This window comes from Kluyvera georgiana (assembly GCF_050990895.1).
Lineage (GTDB): Bacteria > Pseudomonadota > Gammaproteobacteria > Enterobacterales > Enterobacteriaceae > Kluyvera > Kluyvera georgiana.
This window is the reverse complement of record NZ_CP158865.1, coordinates 237,174-256,943: the sequence shown is the minus strand read 5'-3', so window position 1 is coordinate 256,943 and position 19,770 is coordinate 237,174. Positions and strand designations below refer to the sequence as shown.

General features: G+C 55.7%; 16 protein-coding genes, 1 tRNA gene and 1 other RNA gene. 9 read left to right on the top strand and 9 right to left on the bottom strand.

Going from position 1 to position 19,770, the window contains the following annotated elements:
* Position 1: 1 nt before the first annotated feature.
* The 3 genes from dppA to ABTW00_RS01225 form a co-directional block, all read right to left on the bottom strand.
* Entirely contained in the window at positions 2-1,609 is a 1,608-nt protein-coding gene (gene dppA / locus ABTW00_RS01235) for a dipeptide ABC transporter periplasmic-binding protein DppA (RefSeq protein WP_433638317.1), read from the bottom strand.
* Between the two features lie 582 nt (positions 1,610-2,191).
* Positions 2,192-3,517: a uracil-xanthine permease family protein gene (locus ABTW00_RS01230; RefSeq protein ID WP_065358436.1), complete on the bottom strand. Its 1,326-nt coding sequence runs from the start codon at positions 3,515-3,517 to the stop codon at positions 2,192-2,194.
* A gap of 57 nt (positions 3,518-3,574) precedes the next feature.
* Entirely contained in the window at positions 3,575-4,699 is a 1,125-nt protein-coding gene (locus ABTW00_RS01225; protein WP_433638314.1) for an aryl-sulfate sulfotransferase, read from the bottom strand.
* Between the two features lie 162 nt (positions 4,700-4,861).
* Here ABTW00_RS01225 and ABTW00_RS01220 point away from each other — a divergent pair, with 162 nt between their 5' ends.
* Entirely contained in the window at positions 4,862-5,869 is a 1,008-nt protein-coding gene (locus ABTW00_RS01220; protein ID WP_433638312.1) for a LacI family DNA-binding transcriptional regulator, read from the top strand.
* Positions 5,870-5,934: 65 nt separating this feature from the next.
* Here ABTW00_RS01220 and ABTW00_RS01215 read toward each other — a convergent pair.
* From ABTW00_RS01215 to ABTW00_RS01195, 5 genes are all read right to left on the bottom strand, one after another.
* A non-coding RNA gene (locus ABTW00_RS01215) (RtT sRNA) lies at positions 5,935-6,068 on the bottom strand.
* A 35-nt stretch (positions 6,069-6,103) separates the two neighbouring features.
* A tRNA-Pro gene (locus tag ABTW00_RS01210) sits at positions 6,104-6,180 on the bottom strand.
* An 80-nt stretch (positions 6,181-6,260) separates the two neighbouring features.
* Positions 6,261-7,952 (bottom strand): kdo(2)-lipid A phosphoethanolamine 7''-transferase, encoded by a 1,692-nt coding sequence (gene eptB / locus ABTW00_RS01205; protein WP_433638308.1) that lies wholly within the window; start codon positions 7,950-7,952, stop codon positions 6,261-6,263.
* A gap of 214 nt (positions 7,953-8,166) precedes the next feature.
* Positions 8,167-9,369 (bottom strand): L-lactate MFS transporter, encoded by a 1,203-nt coding sequence (locus tag ABTW00_RS01200; protein WP_064541165.1) that lies wholly within the window; start codon positions 9,367-9,369, stop codon positions 8,167-8,169.
* A gap of 161 nt (positions 9,370-9,530) precedes the next feature.
* Positions 9,531-10,238: an autotransporter outer membrane beta-barrel domain-containing protein gene (locus ABTW00_RS01195; RefSeq protein ID WP_433638305.1), complete on the bottom strand. Its 708-nt coding sequence runs from the start codon at positions 10,236-10,238 to the stop codon at positions 9,531-9,533.
* Between the two features lie 156 nt (positions 10,239-10,394).
* Between ABTW00_RS01195 and tag the strand changes: the two genes are divergently transcribed.
* Together tag and ABTW00_RS01185 are read left to right on the top strand one after the other, a co-directional pair.
* Positions 10,395-10,976, top strand: coding sequence for a DNA-3-methyladenine glycosylase I (gene tag, locus ABTW00_RS01190; protein ID WP_065358346.1), 582 nt, complete (start codon positions 10,395-10,397; stop codon positions 10,974-10,976).
* Positions 10,954-11,400, top strand: coding sequence for an N-acetyltransferase (locus tag ABTW00_RS01185; protein WP_065358347.1), 447 nt, complete (start codon positions 10,954-10,956; stop codon positions 11,398-11,400). Before tag ends, ABTW00_RS01185 begins: the two co-directional genes overlap by 23 nt.
* On the opposite strand, the gene ABTW00_RS01180 is transcribed toward ABTW00_RS01185, so the two are convergent.
* Complete coding sequence (locus ABTW00_RS01180; RefSeq protein WP_433638302.1) at positions 11,363-13,696, bottom strand: molybdopterin guanine dinucleotide-containing S/N-oxide reductase; 2,334 nt, start codon at positions 13,694-13,696, stop codon at positions 11,363-11,365. The two genes, ABTW00_RS01185 and ABTW00_RS01180, sit on opposite strands and share 38 nt — an antisense overlap.
* A gap of 157 nt (positions 13,697-13,853) precedes the next feature.
* On the opposite strand from ABTW00_RS01180, the gene ABTW00_RS01175 reads away from it, so the two are divergent.
* The 6 genes from ABTW00_RS01175 (at position 13,854) to ghrB (ending at position 19,767) form a co-directional block, all read left to right on the top strand.
* Positions 13,854-14,516: an OmpA family lipoprotein gene (locus tag ABTW00_RS01175; RefSeq protein WP_064541153.1), complete on the top strand. Its 663-nt coding sequence runs from the start codon at positions 13,854-13,856 to the stop codon at positions 14,514-14,516.
* Positions 14,517-14,610: 94 nt separating this feature from the next.
* Entirely contained in the window at positions 14,611-15,627 is a 1,017-nt protein-coding gene (locus tag ABTW00_RS01170) for a LacI family DNA-binding transcriptional regulator (protein WP_065358349.1), read from the top strand.
* A 100-nt stretch (positions 15,628-15,727) separates the two neighbouring features.
* Positions 15,728-16,477 carry a sugar phosphate isomerase/epimerase family protein gene (locus ABTW00_RS01165; protein ID WP_433638298.1) on the top strand — a complete coding sequence of 250 codons (750 nt, stop codon included), beginning with the start codon at positions 15,728-15,730 and terminating at the stop codon, positions 16,475-16,477.
* Between the two features lie 3 nt (positions 16,478-16,480).
* On the top strand, positions 16,481-17,419 hold the full coding sequence (locus ABTW00_RS01160) for a sugar kinase (protein ID WP_271446718.1): 939 nt from the start codon (positions 16,481-16,483) through the stop codon (positions 17,417-17,419).
* A 70-nt stretch (positions 17,420-17,489) separates the two neighbouring features.
* On the top strand, positions 17,490-18,770 hold the full coding sequence (locus tag ABTW00_RS01155) for an MFS transporter (protein WP_433638295.1): 1,281 nt from the start codon (positions 17,490-17,492) through the stop codon (positions 18,768-18,770).
* 22 nt (positions 18,771-18,792) lie between these two features.
* Positions 18,793-19,767, top strand: coding sequence for a glyoxylate/hydroxypyruvate reductase GhrB (ghrB, locus tag ABTW00_RS01150; protein ID WP_065358353.1), 975 nt, complete (start codon positions 18,793-18,795; stop codon positions 19,765-19,767).
* Positions 19,768-19,770 lie beyond the last annotated feature (3 nt).

Genomic DNA, 19,770 nt, shown 5'->3' with positions numbered 1-19,770 from the left:
ATTATTCGATCGATACGTTGTCGAAGTGGTGCTTGCCTAATGGGTCAACCACGTAGCCTTTGACTTCTTTACGCACCGGCTCGTATACGGTGGAGTGAGCGATGATCAGCGCCGGAGCCTGATCGTGCATCACCACCTGCGCCTGTTTGTAAAGCTCAACGCGCTTGTCGTGGTTGTCGGTGGCACGCGCCGGTTGAATCAGGTCTTCAAACGGTTTGTAGCACCAGCGAGAGTAGTTAGAACCGTCTTTCGCCGCTGCGCAGCTGAACAGGGTCGCGAAGAAGTTATCCGGATCCCCGTTGTCGCCGGTCCAGCCCATCATCACGGCCTGGTGTTCGCCCGCTTTCGCACGCTTGAGGTACTCGCCCCACTCGTAGGTCACGATCTTGGCCTGTACGCCGATCTTCGCCCAGTCAGCCTGAATCATCTCAGCCATACGGCGAGCGTTCGGGTTGTACGGACGCTGTACCGGCATCGCCCACAGCTCAACGGTGAAGCCTTTATCCTGGCCCGCTTCTTTCAGCAGCGCCTTGGCTTTTTCCGGATCGTAGCTGTAGTCTTTGACGTCGTCGTTATAGCCCCACATCGTTGGCGGGATCAGGTTCTTCGCGGCTACGCCAGCGCCCTGATAAACGGCTTTGATGATCGCTTCTTTGTTAACTGCGTAGGTCAGCGCCTGGCGCACTTTCACGTCATCAAACGGTTTTTTCTCGGTGTTGAAGGAGAGGTAGCCCACGTTCAGGCCAGCCTGTTCCATCAGGTTGATGCTCTTGTCTTCTTTCATGCGCGCGATGTCGGCCGGGTTCGGGTACGGCATCACCTGGCACTCGTTTTTCTGCAGCTTGGCGTAACGCACGGAAGCATCAGGCGTGATGGAGAAGACCAGGCGATCGATCTGTGGCTTGGTGCCCCAGTAGCCCGGAAAGGCTTTGTACAGAATACGGGAGTCTTTCTGGTACTGCACCAGCTGGAATGGGCCGGTACCGATTGGGTTCAGGTCCACTTTCTCCGGCGTACCGGCTTTCAGCATGTTGTCAGCATATTCTTTTGACAGAATAGAGGCGAAGTCCATCGCCAGGTCGGCCAGGAACGGCGCTTCCGGGCGGGTCAGCACGAACTGAACGGTATGATCGTCGACTTTTTTCACTTCGCTAATCAGGTCTTGCAGACCCATGCCTTCAAAGTATTCATAGCTGCCGCCAGAGACTTTGTGGTACGGGTTCTGTGGGTTCTTCTGACGGTCGAAGGAGAAGACGATATCGTCGGCGTTTACGCCACGAGTCGGTTTAAACTCTTTGTTATCCTGCCACTTCACGCCCTGACGCAGATGGAAGGTGTAGGTTTTACCGTCCGGGCTGATGTCCCACTTCTCGGCCAGACCCGGAATCACTTCCGTGGTACCGGTTTTGAATTCAACCAGGCGGTTATAGATAGGTACGGAGCTGGCATCATAGGTGGTACCAGACGTAAAGAGCTGTGGGTTAAAGCCTTCCGGCGAGCCTTCTGAACAATAAACCAGGGTTTTGGCCTGTACGCTGGCAGCAACGGTCATCGCGACCAGGCTGAGGCCCAGCTTCAGCATCCCTGACTTCTTCAAGGAAATACTCATTATTCTGCTCCAATGTGATATGTGTTGTTTTTACCCTTTGCATTGGGTTACACCGCCTGACCTTATTTTTTATTTAACCGGCTGGGTCGATGCATATAGAGGCGAGGGATTCCTTTCACTGGAACATCTGAGTTGCAGTGCGGATTCTCCATGAAATGCCCCTCATGCCGTACAATCTGTCAATAGAATGTGAAAACGTCAATACAGTTAACCGGGATTTGTATTGAAGGTGAGAATGGATGGGCAAAGATTAAAAAAACCCCGAAGCACTATTTTCAGCAGAGAAATTTATGCTATGGGCATCAAGGCAGAGTTATTCACTTAATACTTTGCAACATTCAGTGATTAACAATTAGTCATTATATGAAAAATTTCTTTCGATATGCTGATTATCTGAGCGATTAATGCCGCGAACGTTAAAACGCACAGCTGAAAATGCTGAGGTTACCCATAAGTAGCGCGAAAAAAGATTCGTCTATGCATATAAAAATACAATGGAATATGTCACATAATTGTGAACAAGCAGTGAAAACATAGTTCTTTGCGTGGATAAGAGCAGGCCAGCGGCCCGCTCTCAGAAACCTATGGTTTTACACGAGCCTGACTTCGCTTTTCACTCCAGTTAAACAGCGAGTTGACCAGAATCGCCGTCAACGTCCCCGCCGCCATGCCGTTACCAAACACCATCTGAACGCCTGACGGGAAATTTTGATAAAGCCCCGGCACCAGAATAGGCAGCATGCCCATCGCCAGCCCCATTGCCAGCGCGTAGGTTTTGCCCGGTGTGTGCAATGGTTCACGAGCGATCATATCGATACCAATCACCCCGATAATGCTGAACACAATCACCGCCGTACCGCAAACCACCGGCCCTGGCAGGCAGGTCGCAAGACGAACCAGCGGCGAGAACAGCGCAATAAGAATCAACAGCAGCCCTGCTGCGGCGGTGACATAACGTGATTTGACATTGGTGGTGCGCACCACGCCGATATTTTCGCCGGAGGTAATAATCAGCGATGTTCCGAAGATCCCACCCAGCAGCGACATAACCGCATCGCCGCGAATCGTACGCGGAATCGCTTCACGGACATTTTGCGTAGAATTGACAATCTCCGCCGTAGCAATCGTTTGCCCAGTGGCTTCAGCCATAGAAATTACCGCGTAAATCAGCAACGGCAACGAAGCAGAAAGGTTGAAAATAGGCCAGCCGAAGGGAAACAATTGCGGAACGCTGAACAGCGGGCCGTGGCTGACGCCGCTAAAATCGGAGCTGCCCAGCATCATGCCCAACAGCGTACCGGCAAGCAGACCAAACATCACGGCAAGCTGGCGCAGAATTCCGGTAAAAACCAGCGCGAAAACCAGCGTTATCAGGATTGTTCCCAGCGATAAAATAATGCTGGTCGGGTGAGCGAAATCGGTGCTTCCCGGTTGGCCAATAATCAATCCGCCGTAGAGACGAATCAGGTTTATCGACACCATCAGCAGCATAATGCCGATAATAAAGGGCGGGAAATGGTGCAGACAGCGGCGGAAAATAGGCAACGCCAGAAAGTAGAACAATGACGTTAAGATAACCGCGCCAACGGCCGTCTGGATATTGGTTTGCAGAGCGATTGCGACAAAAATCGCGATCGGCGCGCCGCCGGGCACCATGATAAACGGCAGGCGTGCGCCTACTCCCTTCACGCCCAGGCTTTGCAGAATAGCGCCCAGCCCGCACATCAGAAACGTAGCGCTCAGCACCGAAGCGGTCACCGCATCGGTAAAGTGCAGCGCTTTGGCGATCAGAAAAACGGAAGTGATGGGGGTCGCGGCGACGACCAGTACATGCTGAAGCGCCAGAAGAAAGGTCGTTTGCCAGGGTAATGCGTCGTTGTCCGGCGTGGTAAGGCCAGGTTGCGGCATGATTGCCTCCCGTTAAACATCAAAAAAATGACCGCCAGCACGCGCTGGCGGCAGAGATTATTTCAACCAGGCAATCGCGTCGGCGGCATAGCGATGCGCGCGGAATGCACTGTTCTGTTTTCCGGGAATAATGCCTTTGCTCAGGTGCTCCGGATACTCATTGAAGAACGGAATGATATATTCCCAAACCGTTTCCCCTTCCGGCGTCACTTCAAACAGACGACCAAATGCGGATTCACAGATAAAGGTGTTGCCGTTCGCCAGACGCTGCGCGCTGCCCATATAGGGTGAGAAGAAGGCAGGCGGGAAGATATCGCGATACTGCCAGGTAATGGCATGGGTTTGCGGATTGAACTCCAGCACCGTGGAATGCGGGGAGGTCACACCCGGACGCAGGTTGCCATTGTCAAAAACAAGAATCGACCCATTCTCCATTTCAACCGGGGTATGCTGCTGCGCCACCACTTCCGGCCCCGCGTGCCAGACAACCTTGCCGCTCTCTTTAGAGACGGCAATCACGCCAGATGTCGTACGCAGGCTCATCAGCACCAGGCCATCACGGGTTACCGACAGGCCGTTAATCATCGGCCAGTGGCGACGGTCAAAGATGTCATGAATCGGGAAATCTTCCGGATTCAAATGCTCCCAGGCGCGCCATTCCCAGACCACTTCACCGTCGCGATTGACCTCTTTGACGACGTCGCTCTGAATCACGCCGTCCGGCGCATCACGTCGTGGGTCGCCGCCGGTCACACGGGCAGCGATATCGGCAGGCAGCGGCGACGCGGCGGTATACAGCAGATTACCGTTCGGCAACCACTGCGCATCATGGTGATGGAAGATGTCTTCATAGTGCCAGACGATTTCGTTATCCGGCGTCACTTCGTAGAAATCACCGCCATGCCAGAGATCCCACGCGGGATAGAGATTCGCGGAGGTACGGTGGCTACCGTTATATCCCAGGTTACCGTTAGGCAGCAGCACCGCATCGCGCCCTGCACGTACCGGCAGCTGCCACTGATGCGCCACCTCGCCCTGTTCATCAACCAGATAAACCCGCCCTTCTGCTGTTTGCGGGGCAAAGAGGGTATACCCGCCGAAACTCTTCTCTTTATCGATAAAGGTGAGCCCGGATGGACGGCGTCCAAGCGTAAAAGTCGGATCCTGAGTTAAGTGTGCCACGTAGCCTCCAGATGGATAAATTTGCGTAAAAATACTCCATTAAAACGTTTTAATGAAGAATTTTTTCTGAAAATGCTTATTCATCAGCTGGCAAAGCAACGCAAAAGGTCAGCACAAAAAAGTGTGTTAATCTGTGCAAAAGATTTTGGAGGCTGCAAGCAAATGCCTGCTCAAGAAAAAAAACGCGCAAAGTTGATTGATGTCGCCCGCCATGCCGGCGTGTCGCCAGGGACAGTATCCAATGCGTTGCATAACACGCGCTTTGTCGAACCGGAGACGCGGCGGCGTATTGAAGAGGCGATTGTCGCGCTGAACTACACGCCCAATATCCGCGCCCGACAGCTACGCACCGGCAAAACCAATACCATCGCGCTGCTCTCATCGGTACCGTTAACCATTGCTTCCGGCGCCTCCCGGCTGGGATTTATGATGGAAGTTGCGCTTACTTCCGCCATGATGGCGCTCGAAAAACAGCATGCCTTGATTCTGGTACCACCGGGCGCCAATCCGCTGGATGCGGTCGGCTTCGACGCGGCGATTCTGATTGAGCCGGCGGAAAACGATCCCCAACTACAGGCGCTGGCGCAGGCTGGTATCCCTTGCGTGACCATTGGCCGCACGCCGGGGACCGATACGCCTGTACCATGGGTTGAACTGCATTCGGCGGCTACGGCGCAGATTCTGCTCACACACCTTACGGCTTCCGGCGCCCGTAAATGTGCGCTATTTGTCGGCAACACACGGCGCACATCAACGCTGGAAACTGAAGCGGCTTACCAGCGCTGGTGTGAAGGACGGCAGTCCCCCGTCGTCTACTCACTCAATGAAAGCGACGGTGAAAATGCCGGCTACCGCGCGGCACATCAGCTATTACAGGAACACCCTGACGTTGATGGCGTGCTGGTGCTGATCGATACCTTTGCCAGCGGTGCTGTACGCGCTTTTCAGGAACAGGGCATCGCCATACCGGATCACATGCGCGTGGTTACCCGCTATGACGGCATCCGCGCGCGCGAATCCACGCCGCCACTGACGGCGGTGAATATGCATCTTGATGAGGTGGCGCGCCAGGCCATCACGCTCCTGTTTGCCGTTCTGGCGGGTGAGAAGGTCAGCTACAGTAAGGGCAAAGCGCCGGATCTGGTCGTGCGGGCGTCTACTTCGCGATAAAACACGTAGAAGAGAGCTGAGCTACAGATGCAAAAAAGCCGCTCAGAGAGCGGCTTTTTCTAATTTGGTCGGTGATAGAGGATAACTCGCCACTTCGTGGCTCGCCCTGCGGGCCGTTGCTGAGGCAACGTTCTCTCGCTACGCTCGGGTCGAACCTCTTGCCCCCGGAGGTTCTCATCCTCTTTGCGGACTACAGATGCAAAAAAGCCGCTCATAGAGCGGCTTTTTCTAATTTGGTCGGTGATAGAGGATTCGAACCTCCGACCCCTTCGTCCCGAACGAAGTGCGCTACCAGGCTGCGCCAATCACCGAATGCGGCGCATCTTACTGCTGCGCCCCGCCCTCGTCAATCCCTTATTTAACAAAAGCCCCTTGTTCGGCCAGAAAGCCATCACTGCGCCGATTTTTTCGCCTCGGGGATATGGCACCAGTTGTTGTACTCGTTGATCCCACCGTCCGGAGAAGTGTAACCCAAACAGCCCATAATGGTGTCATAAAGCTCCACGTGGCGTTTCGGCTGCTTCATCGCCGCCTGCTGTTGTAGGTATGCGAACGACTTCGCGTGGTCCGGATTTTCCAGATACTTATCCGACATCCAGACCATCATCGGCACGCGGAACTGCTCCGGCGGCGCCATCTTGCGCGGCGTACCGTGCAGACGTTCGTGATCGTTGATCGACTCGCCATGGTCCGCCGCATAGAAGACGATGGCCTTCTTATCACGTAACTGATCAAAGATGTTGACCAGGAAGTGGTCAACGTAGGTGATCGAGTTATCGTACGAGTTAATCAGCTCCGCTTTGCTGCATTTATCATCCACATTTACGCACTCCGGCGTCCAGCGGGCAAAGCTGCGCGGATAGCGCTGCGTGTAGTTAAAGTGCGAGCCTTTGGTGTGAATGATGATCAGGTGTTTACCGTTAACGCCGGTTCGCGCCAACACGTTTTTCATTTCATCCGCCAGCAGCATATCGTCCACGCTCTTGCCACGGTTACGCGGCTCGGCGCCAATCTGCTCGCGATAGGCAATGTTGTTAGCCATGGTGTTACTGTAGAACCACAGTTCGCTCTGCATCGCCAGCAGGTCACCGGTAAAGCCGAGCTGATGCAGCACCGCAAACACGTTTTGTTCCTTTAGCGTGCGCTGCGGGTTATCGCTCGCCCCGCCCTGCCGGACAAACATGCAGCGTAACGAAAGCTTCGTCGCGGTATCACAGGAATAGCCGCGGAACGCCACCAGATTTTTCTCTTTCTCCAGCTCCGGCGTGGTGTTGCGCGCATAGCCGAACAGTCCCATGTGATCCCAGCGGGTCGTTTCGCCGATGATAAACACCAGGTAGGTGTCATCAATGTCTTTAGGCGCAACGTAGGTAAACTTCTTCGCCGGATCGATCAGATCGCTGGTATCCAGCGATTCATCAACCTGCGTCCAGCCGTACAGGCTTAGCGCAGAGACCCAGTTGCTCGGCAGGTAAGAGTTGGCCAGTACACCGCCATAGCTCGGCAGATCGACCTTTGAAAGGCGTTCGCTCTCTTTCAGGTGGGCTTCCATCAGACGAATGGGCCCCCACACCAGCAGCGCGCAGAGCAGCACAATACCGATACCACGCAGGCGCTGCCCTGACGTCAGCAGTTGATTAAGCAACGTATCCCGCGCCTGGTTAAACCAGATAAAGACCAGCGGGATAATGCTGGTCAGCACCAGCCAGGAAATAAAATGCCAGCCCACCACCTCTTTGGAGAGATCGACATCGGTTGTCATCACCGATGCGATAATCCCGTAGCCAATGACCACATTCAGGTTGGTCATATAATAGCTGGCACCCGCGGAAATCAGCACCACGGCCGTTGCCAGCACCTTCCAAACCGTACGACCTCCCAACGACAGCAGACGCAACAGGAAAAACGTCACCAGCAGCGAACTCACCAGCTCAATGCCGATAAACATCCCTTTCTCGACGCTGAAGTCCGACAAATACCCCTCGAACCGACGAACCAACACGGAATAATTCATAAACCAGCCGATGTATACCGCCAGCAAAAGACTGAGCTTTTGCAGGGACATCGCTTTGATATATCTCATTCGAAAAACCCTGGAAAAAGGGAAAATAAAAAACCAGTTACAAATCACAGCATGAGTAGACTAGTTAATTTATGCGGTATGCCCATGGGGCCGCATTTGCAAGCGCGGTAAGTAGACAACAAGAAAGGGGAAAAGTATTCGCTACGGATGTGATCAGGCCAAATATTTACAAAAATATTTGGCCTGAATCATCTTATTGAGGAGAGTGATAATATTAAGCGTGCGCTTCGTGCAGAATTTCCGTTTTCGGCTGGCGAATGGTGGTAGACAGCGCCAGTGAGATAATCAGCAGGGCGAAGATAACGCAGAAGGTGACGTAGAAGCCGCCAAACAGGGAGGCGATCAGCGAACCGCAGATGCTGCCGATACCAAATCCTAAGTAAATGACGCCGTAGTTTTTCGCCAGGTTGTTCAGGCCGAAGAATTCACTCACCAGCGATGGGAACACGGTGATGGTGCCGCCGAAGTTAAAGGCCACACAGGCAATCGCGGCGAAGAAGGTCATTTCGTTCAGCGGAGCAAACAGCAGCGCAGCCATACCCACCAGCGAGATAATCTGACCAATGGTAATCACGCGGATACGGGCGATTTTGTCAGACAGGATACCCAGCACCAGACGGCCGCTCAGGTTGGCAATCGAGATAACGGTGACGGCGTTTGCCGCAGTCGCCAGATCCAGATGCACCATCCCCTGTGCGATGTCTTTGGCAACACCAATCACATACAGGCCGCTCATGCAGGCGGTCAGGAACATCACGGCCAGCATCCAGTACTGCGGTTTACGCATCGATTCCGCCAGCGTGAAGTCATTTTCCATCACGCCGTTATGTTTCTGGACTTCCTGATTCGGCGCATCTTTCATCAGCATCGCGCCGAAGACGATCATCACCAGCACGATCGCGCCCCAAATCATAAAGGTTTTTTCCAGCCCGACGCTCGCCAGCAGCTGGCTGTCGATAAATTTGAAGCCAAGGCTGCCCAAACCGTAGGAGCCGATGGCAAAGGCGGAAATCAGCCCCTTACGTTCCGGGAACCATTTCACGCAGTTGGAGAGCGTCAACAGATAGCCAGCGCCATCGGCCAGACCGACGATGATACCGGCGCTCAGCCACAACATCATCAGGCTGTTCGCATGCGCGGTCAGGAGGAAACCCAGCCCCAGCATCACGCCGGAAGCGATGGTCACGCGTTTAACGCCAAAGCGTTCCTGCAGTTTACCCGCCACGGAAGAAGAGAGCGCCAGACCCAGGCTGAGTAGACCAAAGGAGAACGCTACCTGGCTGACCGTCGCGTCCAGTTTGCTGGACAGCGCGCTGTTGAACAGGCTCCAGGTGTAAACAGAACCTAAGGCGAACTGGGTAATAATGGTGCCGAACAATGTCAGCCAGCGGGTGTGATTTTTAGTTGCAGCGTTCATGATGAAGATGCCTTCTTGAATTAACTGCTGCCAACGATAACGAAGTTAACATTTTCGTTGGTTCAAAAAGGCATGAAATGCATTGAGGATGGAATGAAATGCATCAGCGGTGGAATGAATGACATTGAAAAAATGATTCCGCCGCTGAATATATTGCATGATTAGAAGCGCGCGCTGACGCCCATGGTATACAGATAGTTTGCGCCAGCCGCCATATTATCCGCCTGCGAGAGCGCGGCGTAAGCCGCCAGATGTGAATTCAGTAACATATCTGCGCCCACGGTCACATCCACCCAGTTGCCGTCCTGCGTCGTGGTCGGCATCCGATTCAGGCCAGATTGCGCTTTCCACTGATTCTCGCCGAACTGCTGGTTATAGCTGACCTGCGCCCACGGGCGAATGCCCAACCACAGATGCGAATCCACGCGCCACCCGAGCGTGCTCACGCTCGCATGCCAGAGCGGGTCGGTTTGCGCACCGGCGCTGGCGGTATCGCCAAATTCATTCCACATAAAGCCCGGAGAGCCATCATAGTGCCACGTCGCTACCGGCCCGGTGGTCATGCTCTCCGTCAGCGGGAAATTCCAGCCAACGCTCATTGTTTTGCTCACATCCAGCGGCGTCGCGTCCGGGACATTCATATTCAATCCCACGCCAATTTGCATGGCGTCGATACGTTCCGCCAGAATGTCATTGTACCGCGGTTGGTGATCGCTATCCCATGTATAGCGCTCGGCAGTATTACTTTGTGAGTCAGTCACGATATATTCCTGTTGCCAGGCATTCGCGTGTGGCGATACTAACATCCACACAAAAACCGACGCTGGCGCAACACATCGCCAAAGGCCATTGCATTTCTTATTATTCATTAAGTGACTCCAGAAAGAGCCAATTTTGGCAGTTATTGTTATGTTTTTAGGGATAAAGATCCCTGTATTAACTATTGTCTCTTTATGACAGGCGTCAAGCGAAGTGCAGGGTTTTATTATTATGCGTGCGTGATCGACAAAAACAGGGAGAAACAAATGCAGCGCTGTGGTTGGGTAAGCCAGGATCCGCTTTACATTGAGTATCACGATACCGAATGGGGCGTCCCCCAAAGAGATAACCAGAAACTGTTCGAGATGATCTGCCTCGAAGGCCAGCAGGCCGGACTGTCCTGGATAACCGTGCTGAAAAAACGTGAAAACTATCGTCGAGCCTTCCACCATTTCGACCCGGTAAAGGTCGCCGCCATGACCGAAGAAGACGTCGAGCGGCTGGTGCTGGACGCCGGGATCATCCGCCACCGGGGTAAAATTCAGGCCATTATTGGCAACGCCCGCGCCTACCTGGCGATGGAGGCCAACGGTGAATCATTCAATGACTTCGTGTGGTCGTTTGTGAATCACACACCGATCGTGACTCAGGCCACGACGCTTGGCGAAATCGCGACGTCAACGCCCGCTTCCGACGCGCTGTCAAAAGCGCTGAAAAAACGGGGTTTTAAATTCGTGGGCACCACCATCTGTTATTCCTTCATGCAAGCCTGCGGGCTGGTCAACGACCACGTAACCACCTGCTTCTGCCATCCTGGAGTTAAGCATGATCAGAAAATGGAACACTAAGCAATTCGACCCTTTACTTGAACTGTGGCTAGAAAGCACCACCTTTGCGCATCCGTTTATTAACGCCCAGTACTGGCAGGAGAGCTTAAGCATTGTGCGCGATACCTACCTTCCCGCCGCCGAAACATGGGTGTGGGAAGACGAGCAGCGGCTGCAAGGATTCGTCAGCGTCATTGAATCGCGCTTTGTCGGCGCGCTATTCGTTGCACCAGAGGCCATCCATCAAGGCATCGGTCGTTCGCTGATCAACGTGGTGAAGCAGCACTTTTCCGACCTCAGCCTCGAGGTGTATCAGAAAAACAGCCGGGCGGTGAATTTCTACCACGCGCAGGGTTTTCGTATTGAAGACAGCGCGTGGCAGGAGGAGACCCGGCATCCCACGTGGATTATGCGTTGGCAGGCGGATCAAACGCCGTTAGCGTAAGCGCCGGTCCATCATATTTCTCGACCCATGCCAGCGCCGTATTACCGGCGCAGCCATTCCCCAGCCGCGAGCTGGGGATATCTTTGGTCAGTACGTTCACCGCACCGTTTTTGCAAATTCCGCCTTTCTCGTGTGCGAAATCAGGCCACGCACCTTCGTGCAGGCACATCACGCCGGGCTTAATACCGTCACTGACTACCGCACCAGCCAGCACCTGCCCCCGGTGGTTCCAGACGCGGACCAGGTCGCCATCGGCAATCTGGCGCATCTTCGCATCCTGCGGATGAAGGGTAATTGGTTCACATCCCGCCACCGCATAACGTTCACGCAGAGAAGTATGGTTAAGCTGACTGTGCAGACGATGCGCCGGATGCGCAGACAGTAGTTGGAGCTGACCAGGCTGCGCGTTGCCATGCCACTCATCCGGCGCCAGCCACATCGGGTGCGGCGGACAGTCGGCATACTGGAAGCTGGCAATACGCTCGGAGTAAATTTCGATTTTGCCGCTCGGCGTTTTCAGCGGATTGGCCTGCGGATCGGCGCGGAAGGCAGCAAAGCGAACAAAATCCGCGTTCTGCTCGCTTTCCGGCATTTCAATCAGCGCGTTATCCTGCCAGAAACGCTCAAACGGCGGCAGCGTCACCTGCTGGCTCGCGCCGCGTTGAGCGGCGATTCGGTAGAAGGTCTCCAGCCACTCCAGCTCGCTTTTCCCTTCGGTAAAGCGCGCCCGACCGCCCTGCTCCCACCGCTCTGACAGGTCGGCAAACACCGTAAAGTCGTCACGGGCTTCATCGCGTGGCGGCACAACCTGCTTCATCGGCACCAGGTGCTGGTTGCTGTAGTCGCCGGTCATGGTCAGATCGTTGCGCTCAAACGAGGTGGTGGCGGGCAGAACGATATCCGCGTGCCGCGCCGCTGCCGTCCAGTTGCATTCAGAAATCACGACCAATTCTGGCTTTTGCCAGGCGCGAATCAAGCGGTTGGTATCCTGATGATGGGTAAAGTTGGCGCCGCCCGCCCACCAGACAAAGCGAATGTCTGGAAAGTGGCGATCCATACCATTGTGCTGATACGGCGCACCGGGGTTTTCCAGCGCTTCGACAATGCGTGCGACCGGGATTTTATCGACCGCATCGACGCCGCCCGGTACCGTGCCCTGCATCGAAGCCAGTACCGCCGCGCGCCGCGTCGGGTTGCCGCCGTTGGCGAAATGATAAGACAGCCCAAAGCCGCCGCCCGGCGTACCAATCTGCCCTAGCATTGCCGCCAGCGTAACCAGCATCCAGTGCTTTTGCTCGCCGTACTGCTGACGCTGCATTCCCCAGCCAGACATCAACATAGTGGTATTTTTATGGAACAATTCTGCCAGTTCGCGAATTTTATCGGCATGAACACCACAAATTTTTGCTGCCCACTCGGCAGTTTTTGCTTCGCCATCGCTTTCGCCCAACAGATATTGGGCAAATCTCGGGAAACCTACGGTATATCGCGATAAAAAGTCGCTATCGTGCCAGTTATTGATCAGCAGCGTGTGGGCGATGCCGAGCATCAACGCCACGTCGGTGCCCATATGCGGCGCTATCCACTCCATCGACTCGCCAAAGAAGTCGACGGTTTCCGAACGCATGGGATCGATACAGATCAGTCGTTTACCGCTCTGGCGCAGCTGTTCAAAATAAGGCAACCCCTGCTCGTCGGAAGCATTCCAGGCTATTTTCAGCGTATTCAGTGGGTTAGCACTCCATAGCACCACCACGTCGGTGTGCTCCAGCACCATTGGCCAGCTGGTTTGCTGCTGATACACCTCATTCCCACCCACCACATGCGGCATGATTGCCTGCGCGGCCCCGGTCGAATAATCCCCCAGATGGCCGGTGTAGCCGCCCGCCAGGCTCATATAGCGCTGTAGCAACGTCGCCGCCTTGTGCAATACGCCGTTAGAACGCCAGCCGTAGGAGCCGGCAAAAATCGATGCCGGGCCATAGGTTTCACGAATACGCCGATGCTGGCGATCGATTAGCGTGAGCGCTTCATCCCAGCTTACCCGCACAAATTCATCCTGCCCGCGTGTGCCTTGAGGGCTATCCGGCGATGCCAGGAAGCCTTTTCGCACCATGGGGTAACGCACACGGGTTTTGCTGTGTACCTGATCGCGCACCACGCTTTGCAGCGAATTGGTAAACGACGTCTGTAGCGCCCCGCGTGAAGAGAGCACCTGCTCGCCGTCGGTCTCGACAAGCATGGGGCCCCAGTGGGCTGCGGTTAAAACGGTATAGGGAGAAGATGACGTAGACAAATGGGCGCTCCTGCAGGTGGTGTCGGTTATGTTTTGCGCCATTCAATGTTACTTACAAATTTCAGAGAGTTCCCAAGAATTTTCAGCTATTTCGCCAGTCATAATGACGCGCCACGGTCGCTGTGGCGAAAAATAAGAATGTCATTAAGGAATTAAGATGAAAAAACGTGTATTTGCGATTGCTGCCATCGTCAGCGGCGCGCTGGCGATATCAGGCTGCACCACAAACCCTTACACCGGCGAGCGCGAAGTGGGTAAATCCGGCATCGGCGCGGGCATTGGCTCTCTGGTGGGCGCGGGCGTTGGCGCGCTCTCGTCTTCCAAGAAAGATCGCGGTAAAGGCGCGCTGATCGGTGCAGCCGCAGGTGCGGCGCTCGGCGGCGGCGTTGGTTACTACATGGATGTGCAGGAAGCGAAACTGCGCCAAAAAATGCAGGGAACCGGCGTCAGCGTCACCCGTAACGGTGACAATATCGTGCTGAATATGCCAAATAACGTCACTTTCGACAGCTCCTCTGCCACCCTGAAACCGGCAGGCGCCAACACCTTAACCGGCGTAGCCATGGTACTGAAAGAGTATGAAAAAACGGCGGTGAACGTTGTCGGCTATACCGACAGCACCGGTAGCCAGCAGCTCAACATGAAGCTGTCTCAGCAGCGCGCCGACTCGGTAGCCAGTTCGCTGATCACCCAGGGTGTCGCCGCTGCACGCGTGCGTACCACCGGTATGGGACCAGCGAATCCTATCGCCAGCAACAGCACCGAAGAAGGCAAAGCGCAGAACCGTCGCGTAGAAATTACCTTAAGCCCGATGCAGTAATCTCATCGCCGGGTGGCCTCTCCACCCGGCAAAATACTTGATTAGACAGATTTTCGCGCTAAGGTGTTGTCACTTTCAGGCGAGAGACCTTCCCATGGCAAAATCAGCGCGCCCCACCATCAGCGATGTGGCAAAAGCGGCGAAAACCGGCAAAACCAGCATTTCCCGTTACCTTAACGGCGAGAAGCATCTGCTCTCCGACGCGCTGCTGGCCCGCATTGAAGCCGCCATTGCCGAGCTCGACTATCGCCCAAGCCTGATGGCCCGCAGCCTGAAGCGCGGTCGTACCCGCCTGATAGGCCTGATCATTGCCGATATCACCAACCCCTACTCCGTCAACGTGCTCAGCGGCATTGAAGCCGCCTGCCGCGAAAAAGGCTTCACCCCGCTGGTGTGTAACACCAATAACGAGGTGGACCAGGAGCTGCACTATCTTGATCTGCTGCGTAGCTATCAGGTCGAAGGGATTGTCGTCAACGCCGTCGGCATGCGTGAAGAGGGGCTGCAACGTTTGCAGCAGTCCGCGCTACCGATGGTGCTAATCGACCGTAAAATTCCGGACTTCGCCTGCGACGTGGTCGGGCTGGATAACACTCAGGCCGCTACCACCGCCACTGAACACCTGATTGAGCAAGGATTTGAGGCGCTGCTGTTCCTCAGCGAACCGCTAGGCACCGTTAACACCCGGCGCGAACGCCTGAGCGCCTTCCGCGCCACGCTGGCCCGCTATCCCGGCGTCGTCGCCGAAAATGCCGAAGTGCCGCTGGCAGAAAACGCTCAGCTTGATAACACGCTGCGCCAGTTCCACCAGCAGCACCGCGGAATGCGTAAAGCGGTGATCTCCGCCAACGGCGCGCTGACCCTTCAGGTTGCACGTTCGCTCAAACGCATCGGCTTGAATTGGGGTAGCGACATCGGCCTGCTGGGGTTTGACGAACTGGAATGGGCCGAACTGGCGGGCGTGGGCATTACCACTCTCAAGCAGCCGACCTGGCAGATTGGCTACGCCGCCGTAGAGCAGGTGGTGCGCCGCATTGAAGGAGCGGCGGATGCCATTCATGAGCAGGTCTTTTCCGGCGAGCTGATCGTGCGTGGTTCCACGGCCCGTTAATCTTCCTTCGTGATGGCGATCATAAATTCAGCACGGTGAGATTTTCTTTGGAACCGATTCCATCTAGCGTATTAGACATAGCGTTAGATTCGGAGTCCCTATGCAAAGAAAAATTATGGTGGTCACCGCCGCTTATGGCCACGACGCAGTACGCAGCGCAGGCGGGCAAGCCGCCATGTTGCCCATCATCGCCGCTGCCGGGGCTGATGGCGTAGAAATCCGCCGCGAGATGTTTACCTCCGCAGAGCTTCAGGCGCTGCCCGCGCTGGCATCAGCGATTCAATCATCCGGCCTGCAGGCCTGTTACTCCGCGCCTGAAGCGCTGTTTATGGCCGATGGTTCTCTTAATCCTCAGCTCCCCGCTTTGCTTCAGGAAGCCGCCACGCTGCGTGCGCTGTGGCTGAAAGTGTCGCTGGGCCACTTTCACCATACCGAGTCGTTCAACACGCTACGCGACTGGCTGGCAAGCAGCGGCATGAAGCTGGTGGTCGAGAACGATCAAACGGCCTGTGGACGCCTGCCGCCAATGCAACGTTTCAACGCCGCCTGCCATATGCAGAAACTTCCCGTACAGCTCACGTTCGATATGGGCAACTGGCTGTGGGTCGGCGATACGCCGGAAAATGCGGCGGAGCAGTTGGCGCCGTCCGTTGGTTATATTCACGTTAAAGCCGCCGTGCCGCATCACGACAGCTACCGCGCGGTTCCGCCTGATGAGGCCGATGCCCGCTGGCTGGCGCTGCTAAACCAGCTACCGATTGATGTGCCGCGTGGCATTGAGTTTCCGCTGGAAGGGGCCGACCTGGCTGCGGTTACCCGCCGCTACGTCGAACTATTACGTAAGGAGTAAGCGATGAAACATTCCCTGGATGTCATCACCATCGGCGAAGCGATGGCGATGTTTGTGGCGACGCAGACCGGCGACGTGGCCGACGTGGAGCATTTTATCAAGCGCGTGGCGGGAGCAGAGCTGAACGTGGCCACCGGTCTGGCGCGCCTGGGGCTGAAGGTGGGCTGGGTCAGCCGCGTGGGTAACGATAGCTTTGGCCGCTTTGTCCTTAACTCGCTGAAAAAAGAGGGTATTGATGCTTGCGGCGTCACCATCGATCCACAGCATGCAACCGGCTTTCAGCTAAAATCTAAAGTCGAAAATGGAACCGATCCCATTGTGGAATACTTCCGCAAAGGCTCCGCAGCCAGCCATCTCTCCGTTGCCGATTATCACGATGATTACTTCGCCAGCGCCCGCCATCTGCACTTAAGCGGCGTGGCGGCAGCGCTCTCCGCCAGCTCTTATGCGCTGCTGGACCACACGGCCCGCACGATGAAAGCGCAGGGTAAAACCCTCTCTTTCGACCCGAACCTGCGTCCGGTGCTGTGGAAAAGCGAAGCGGAAATGGTGGAGAAACTCAACCAGCTTGCGTTCCAGGCTGACTGGGTTTTACCCGGCTTGAAAGAAGGCATGATTTTAACCGGACAGCAGACGCCGGAAGGCATCGCCGATTTCTATCTCAATCAGGGGGTGAAAGCGGTGGTGCTGAAAACGGGCGCTGACGGTGCCTGGTACAAAACAGCCTCCGGTGAACAGGGCAACGTTGCCCCGGTAAAAGTGGATAACGTGGTCGACACCGTCGGTGCCGGGGACGGTTTTGCCGTCGGCGTCATCAGCGCGCTGCTGGAAGGCCGTTCGCTGCATCAGGCCGTCACCCGAGGCAATAAAATTGGCGCGCTGGCCATTCAGGTCCAGGGCGACAGTGAAGGTTTACCCACGCGTGAAGCGTTAGGCGAATAACGTCACGTTACGATAGTGCCACCCTGTACCCTACATACAGCGGCGGCGAAGCGACAATAGAGGCAGGCCTATGAACAGCTCAACAAACGCAGCAAAACGTTGGTGGTACATCATGCCGATCGTGTTTATCACGTACAGCCTGGCGTACCTTGACCGCGCGAACTTTAGTTTCGCCTCCGCCGCCGGGATCACCGAAGATCTGGGTATTACCAAAGGGATCTCCTCCCTGCTGGGCGCCCTGTTCTTCCTCGGCTACTTCTTCTTTCAGATTCCCGGCGCTATCTACGCCGAGCGTCGCAGCGTACGTAAGCTCATCTTTACCTGCCTGGTGCTGTGGGGCATCTGTGCCTCGCTGACCGGGATGGTCACCAATATTCCGGCGCTGGCGGCAATTCGCTTTATTCTCGGCGTCGTCGAGGCCGCCGTCATGCCTGCCATGCTGATTTACATCAGCAACTGGTTTACAAAGTCGGAACGCTCACGCGCCAACACGTTTCTCATCCTCGGCAACCCGGTTACGGTACTGTGGATGTCGGTAGTGTCGGGTTACCTGATTCAGGCGCTCGGCTGGCGCGAGATGTTTATTATTGAAGGCTTCCCGGCGGTTATCTGGGCCTTCTGTTGGTGGGTGCTGGTAAAAGATAAGCCCTCACAGGTCGGCTGGTTGAACGAATCGGAAAAAGCCGCGCTTCAGGCGCAACTGGAACGCGAACAGCAGGGAATTAAGGCCGTTCGCAACTACGGTGAGGCCTTCCGTTCGCGTAACGTGATTCTGCTGTGCATGCAGTATTTTGCCTGGAGCATCGGGGTCTACGGTTTCGTTCTGTGGCTGCCATCGATCATCCGCAGCGGCGGCGCGAACTTAGGGATGGTCGAAGTGGGCTGGCTCTCTTCCGTGCCGTATCTGGCCGCCACGGTGGCGATGATCGTGGTGTCCTGGGCTTCTGATAAATTGCAGAACCGCCGCCTGTTCGTCTGGCCGCTGCTGCTACTTGCCGGTTTTGCCTTTATCGGCTCCTGGGCCGTCGGGGCCGATCACTTCTGGCTTTCTTATATTCTGCTGGTGATTGCCGGTGCCGCAATGTACGCCCCTTACGGCCCGTTCTTCGCCATCATTCCTGAGATGCTGCCGCGCAACGTCGCAGGCGGTGCAATGGCGCTGATTAACAGCATGGGCGCACTGGGTTCATTCTTCGGCTCGTGGTTCGTTGGCTATCTCAACGGCGCTACCGGCAGCCCGTCGGCATCATACATTTTTATGGGGATAGCGCTTTTTGCCTCAGTATGGCTAACTTTGATTGTTAAGCCTGCTCATAATCAACCGCTACCCGTTGGCGCACGCCACGCTTAAATTTTAACTCACGGAGATTCGCATGAAGCCGTCCATTATTCTCTATAAAGCGTTACCTGACGATTTGCTACGTCGCCTGGAAGAACATTTTTCCGTTACCCAGGTACCTAACCTACGCCCGGAGACGGTGGCGCAACACGCTCAGGCATTCGCCAACGCGGAAGGCCTGCTGGGCTCAAGCGAAGCCGTCAATACCGCCCTGCTGGAGAAGATGCCGAAGCTTCGCGCGACGTCCACCATCTCCGTGGGCTACGATAATTTTGACGTCGAGGCGCTTAACGCCCGTCGCGTGCTGCTGATGCACACGCCGACGGTGCTGACCGAAACGGTCGCCGACACGGTAATGGCGCTGGTACTCAGCTCCGCTCGTCGTGTGGTCGAAGTGGCCGAGCGCGTGAAAGGCGGTGAGTGGACGAAGAGCATCGGTCCGGACTGGTTTGGCATCGATGTGCACCATAAAACGCTGGGGATTGTCGGCATGGGCCGCATCGGGATGGCGCTGGCACAGCGTGCCCATTTCGGCTTCAATATGCCGATTCTTTACAACGCACGCCGTCGCCACGAGCAGGCAGAGGAGCGTTTCAACGCTCGCTACTGCGACCTCAACACGCTGCTGGATGAAGCCGATTTTGTCTGCCTGATCCTGCCGCTGACCGATGAAACGTACCATCTGTTCGGCGCCGAGCAGTTTGCGCGCATGAAGTCCTCCGCTATCTTTATCAACGCGGGGCGTGGCCCGGTGGTCGACGAGAAGGCGCTGATCTCCGCGCTGCGTAACGGCGATATCCACGCCGCAGGGCTGGACGTCTTCGAGCAGGAACCGCTGCCGGCCAGCTCCCCGCTGCTGAAGATGCCCAACGTCGTCGCCCTGCCGCATATTGGCTCCGCAACGCACGAAACCCGCTACAACATGGCGGCCTGCGCGGTCGATAACTTGATTGATGCGCTGCAAGGGAAGGTAGAGAAGAACTGCGTGAACCCGCAGGTTGCGGGATAAAAC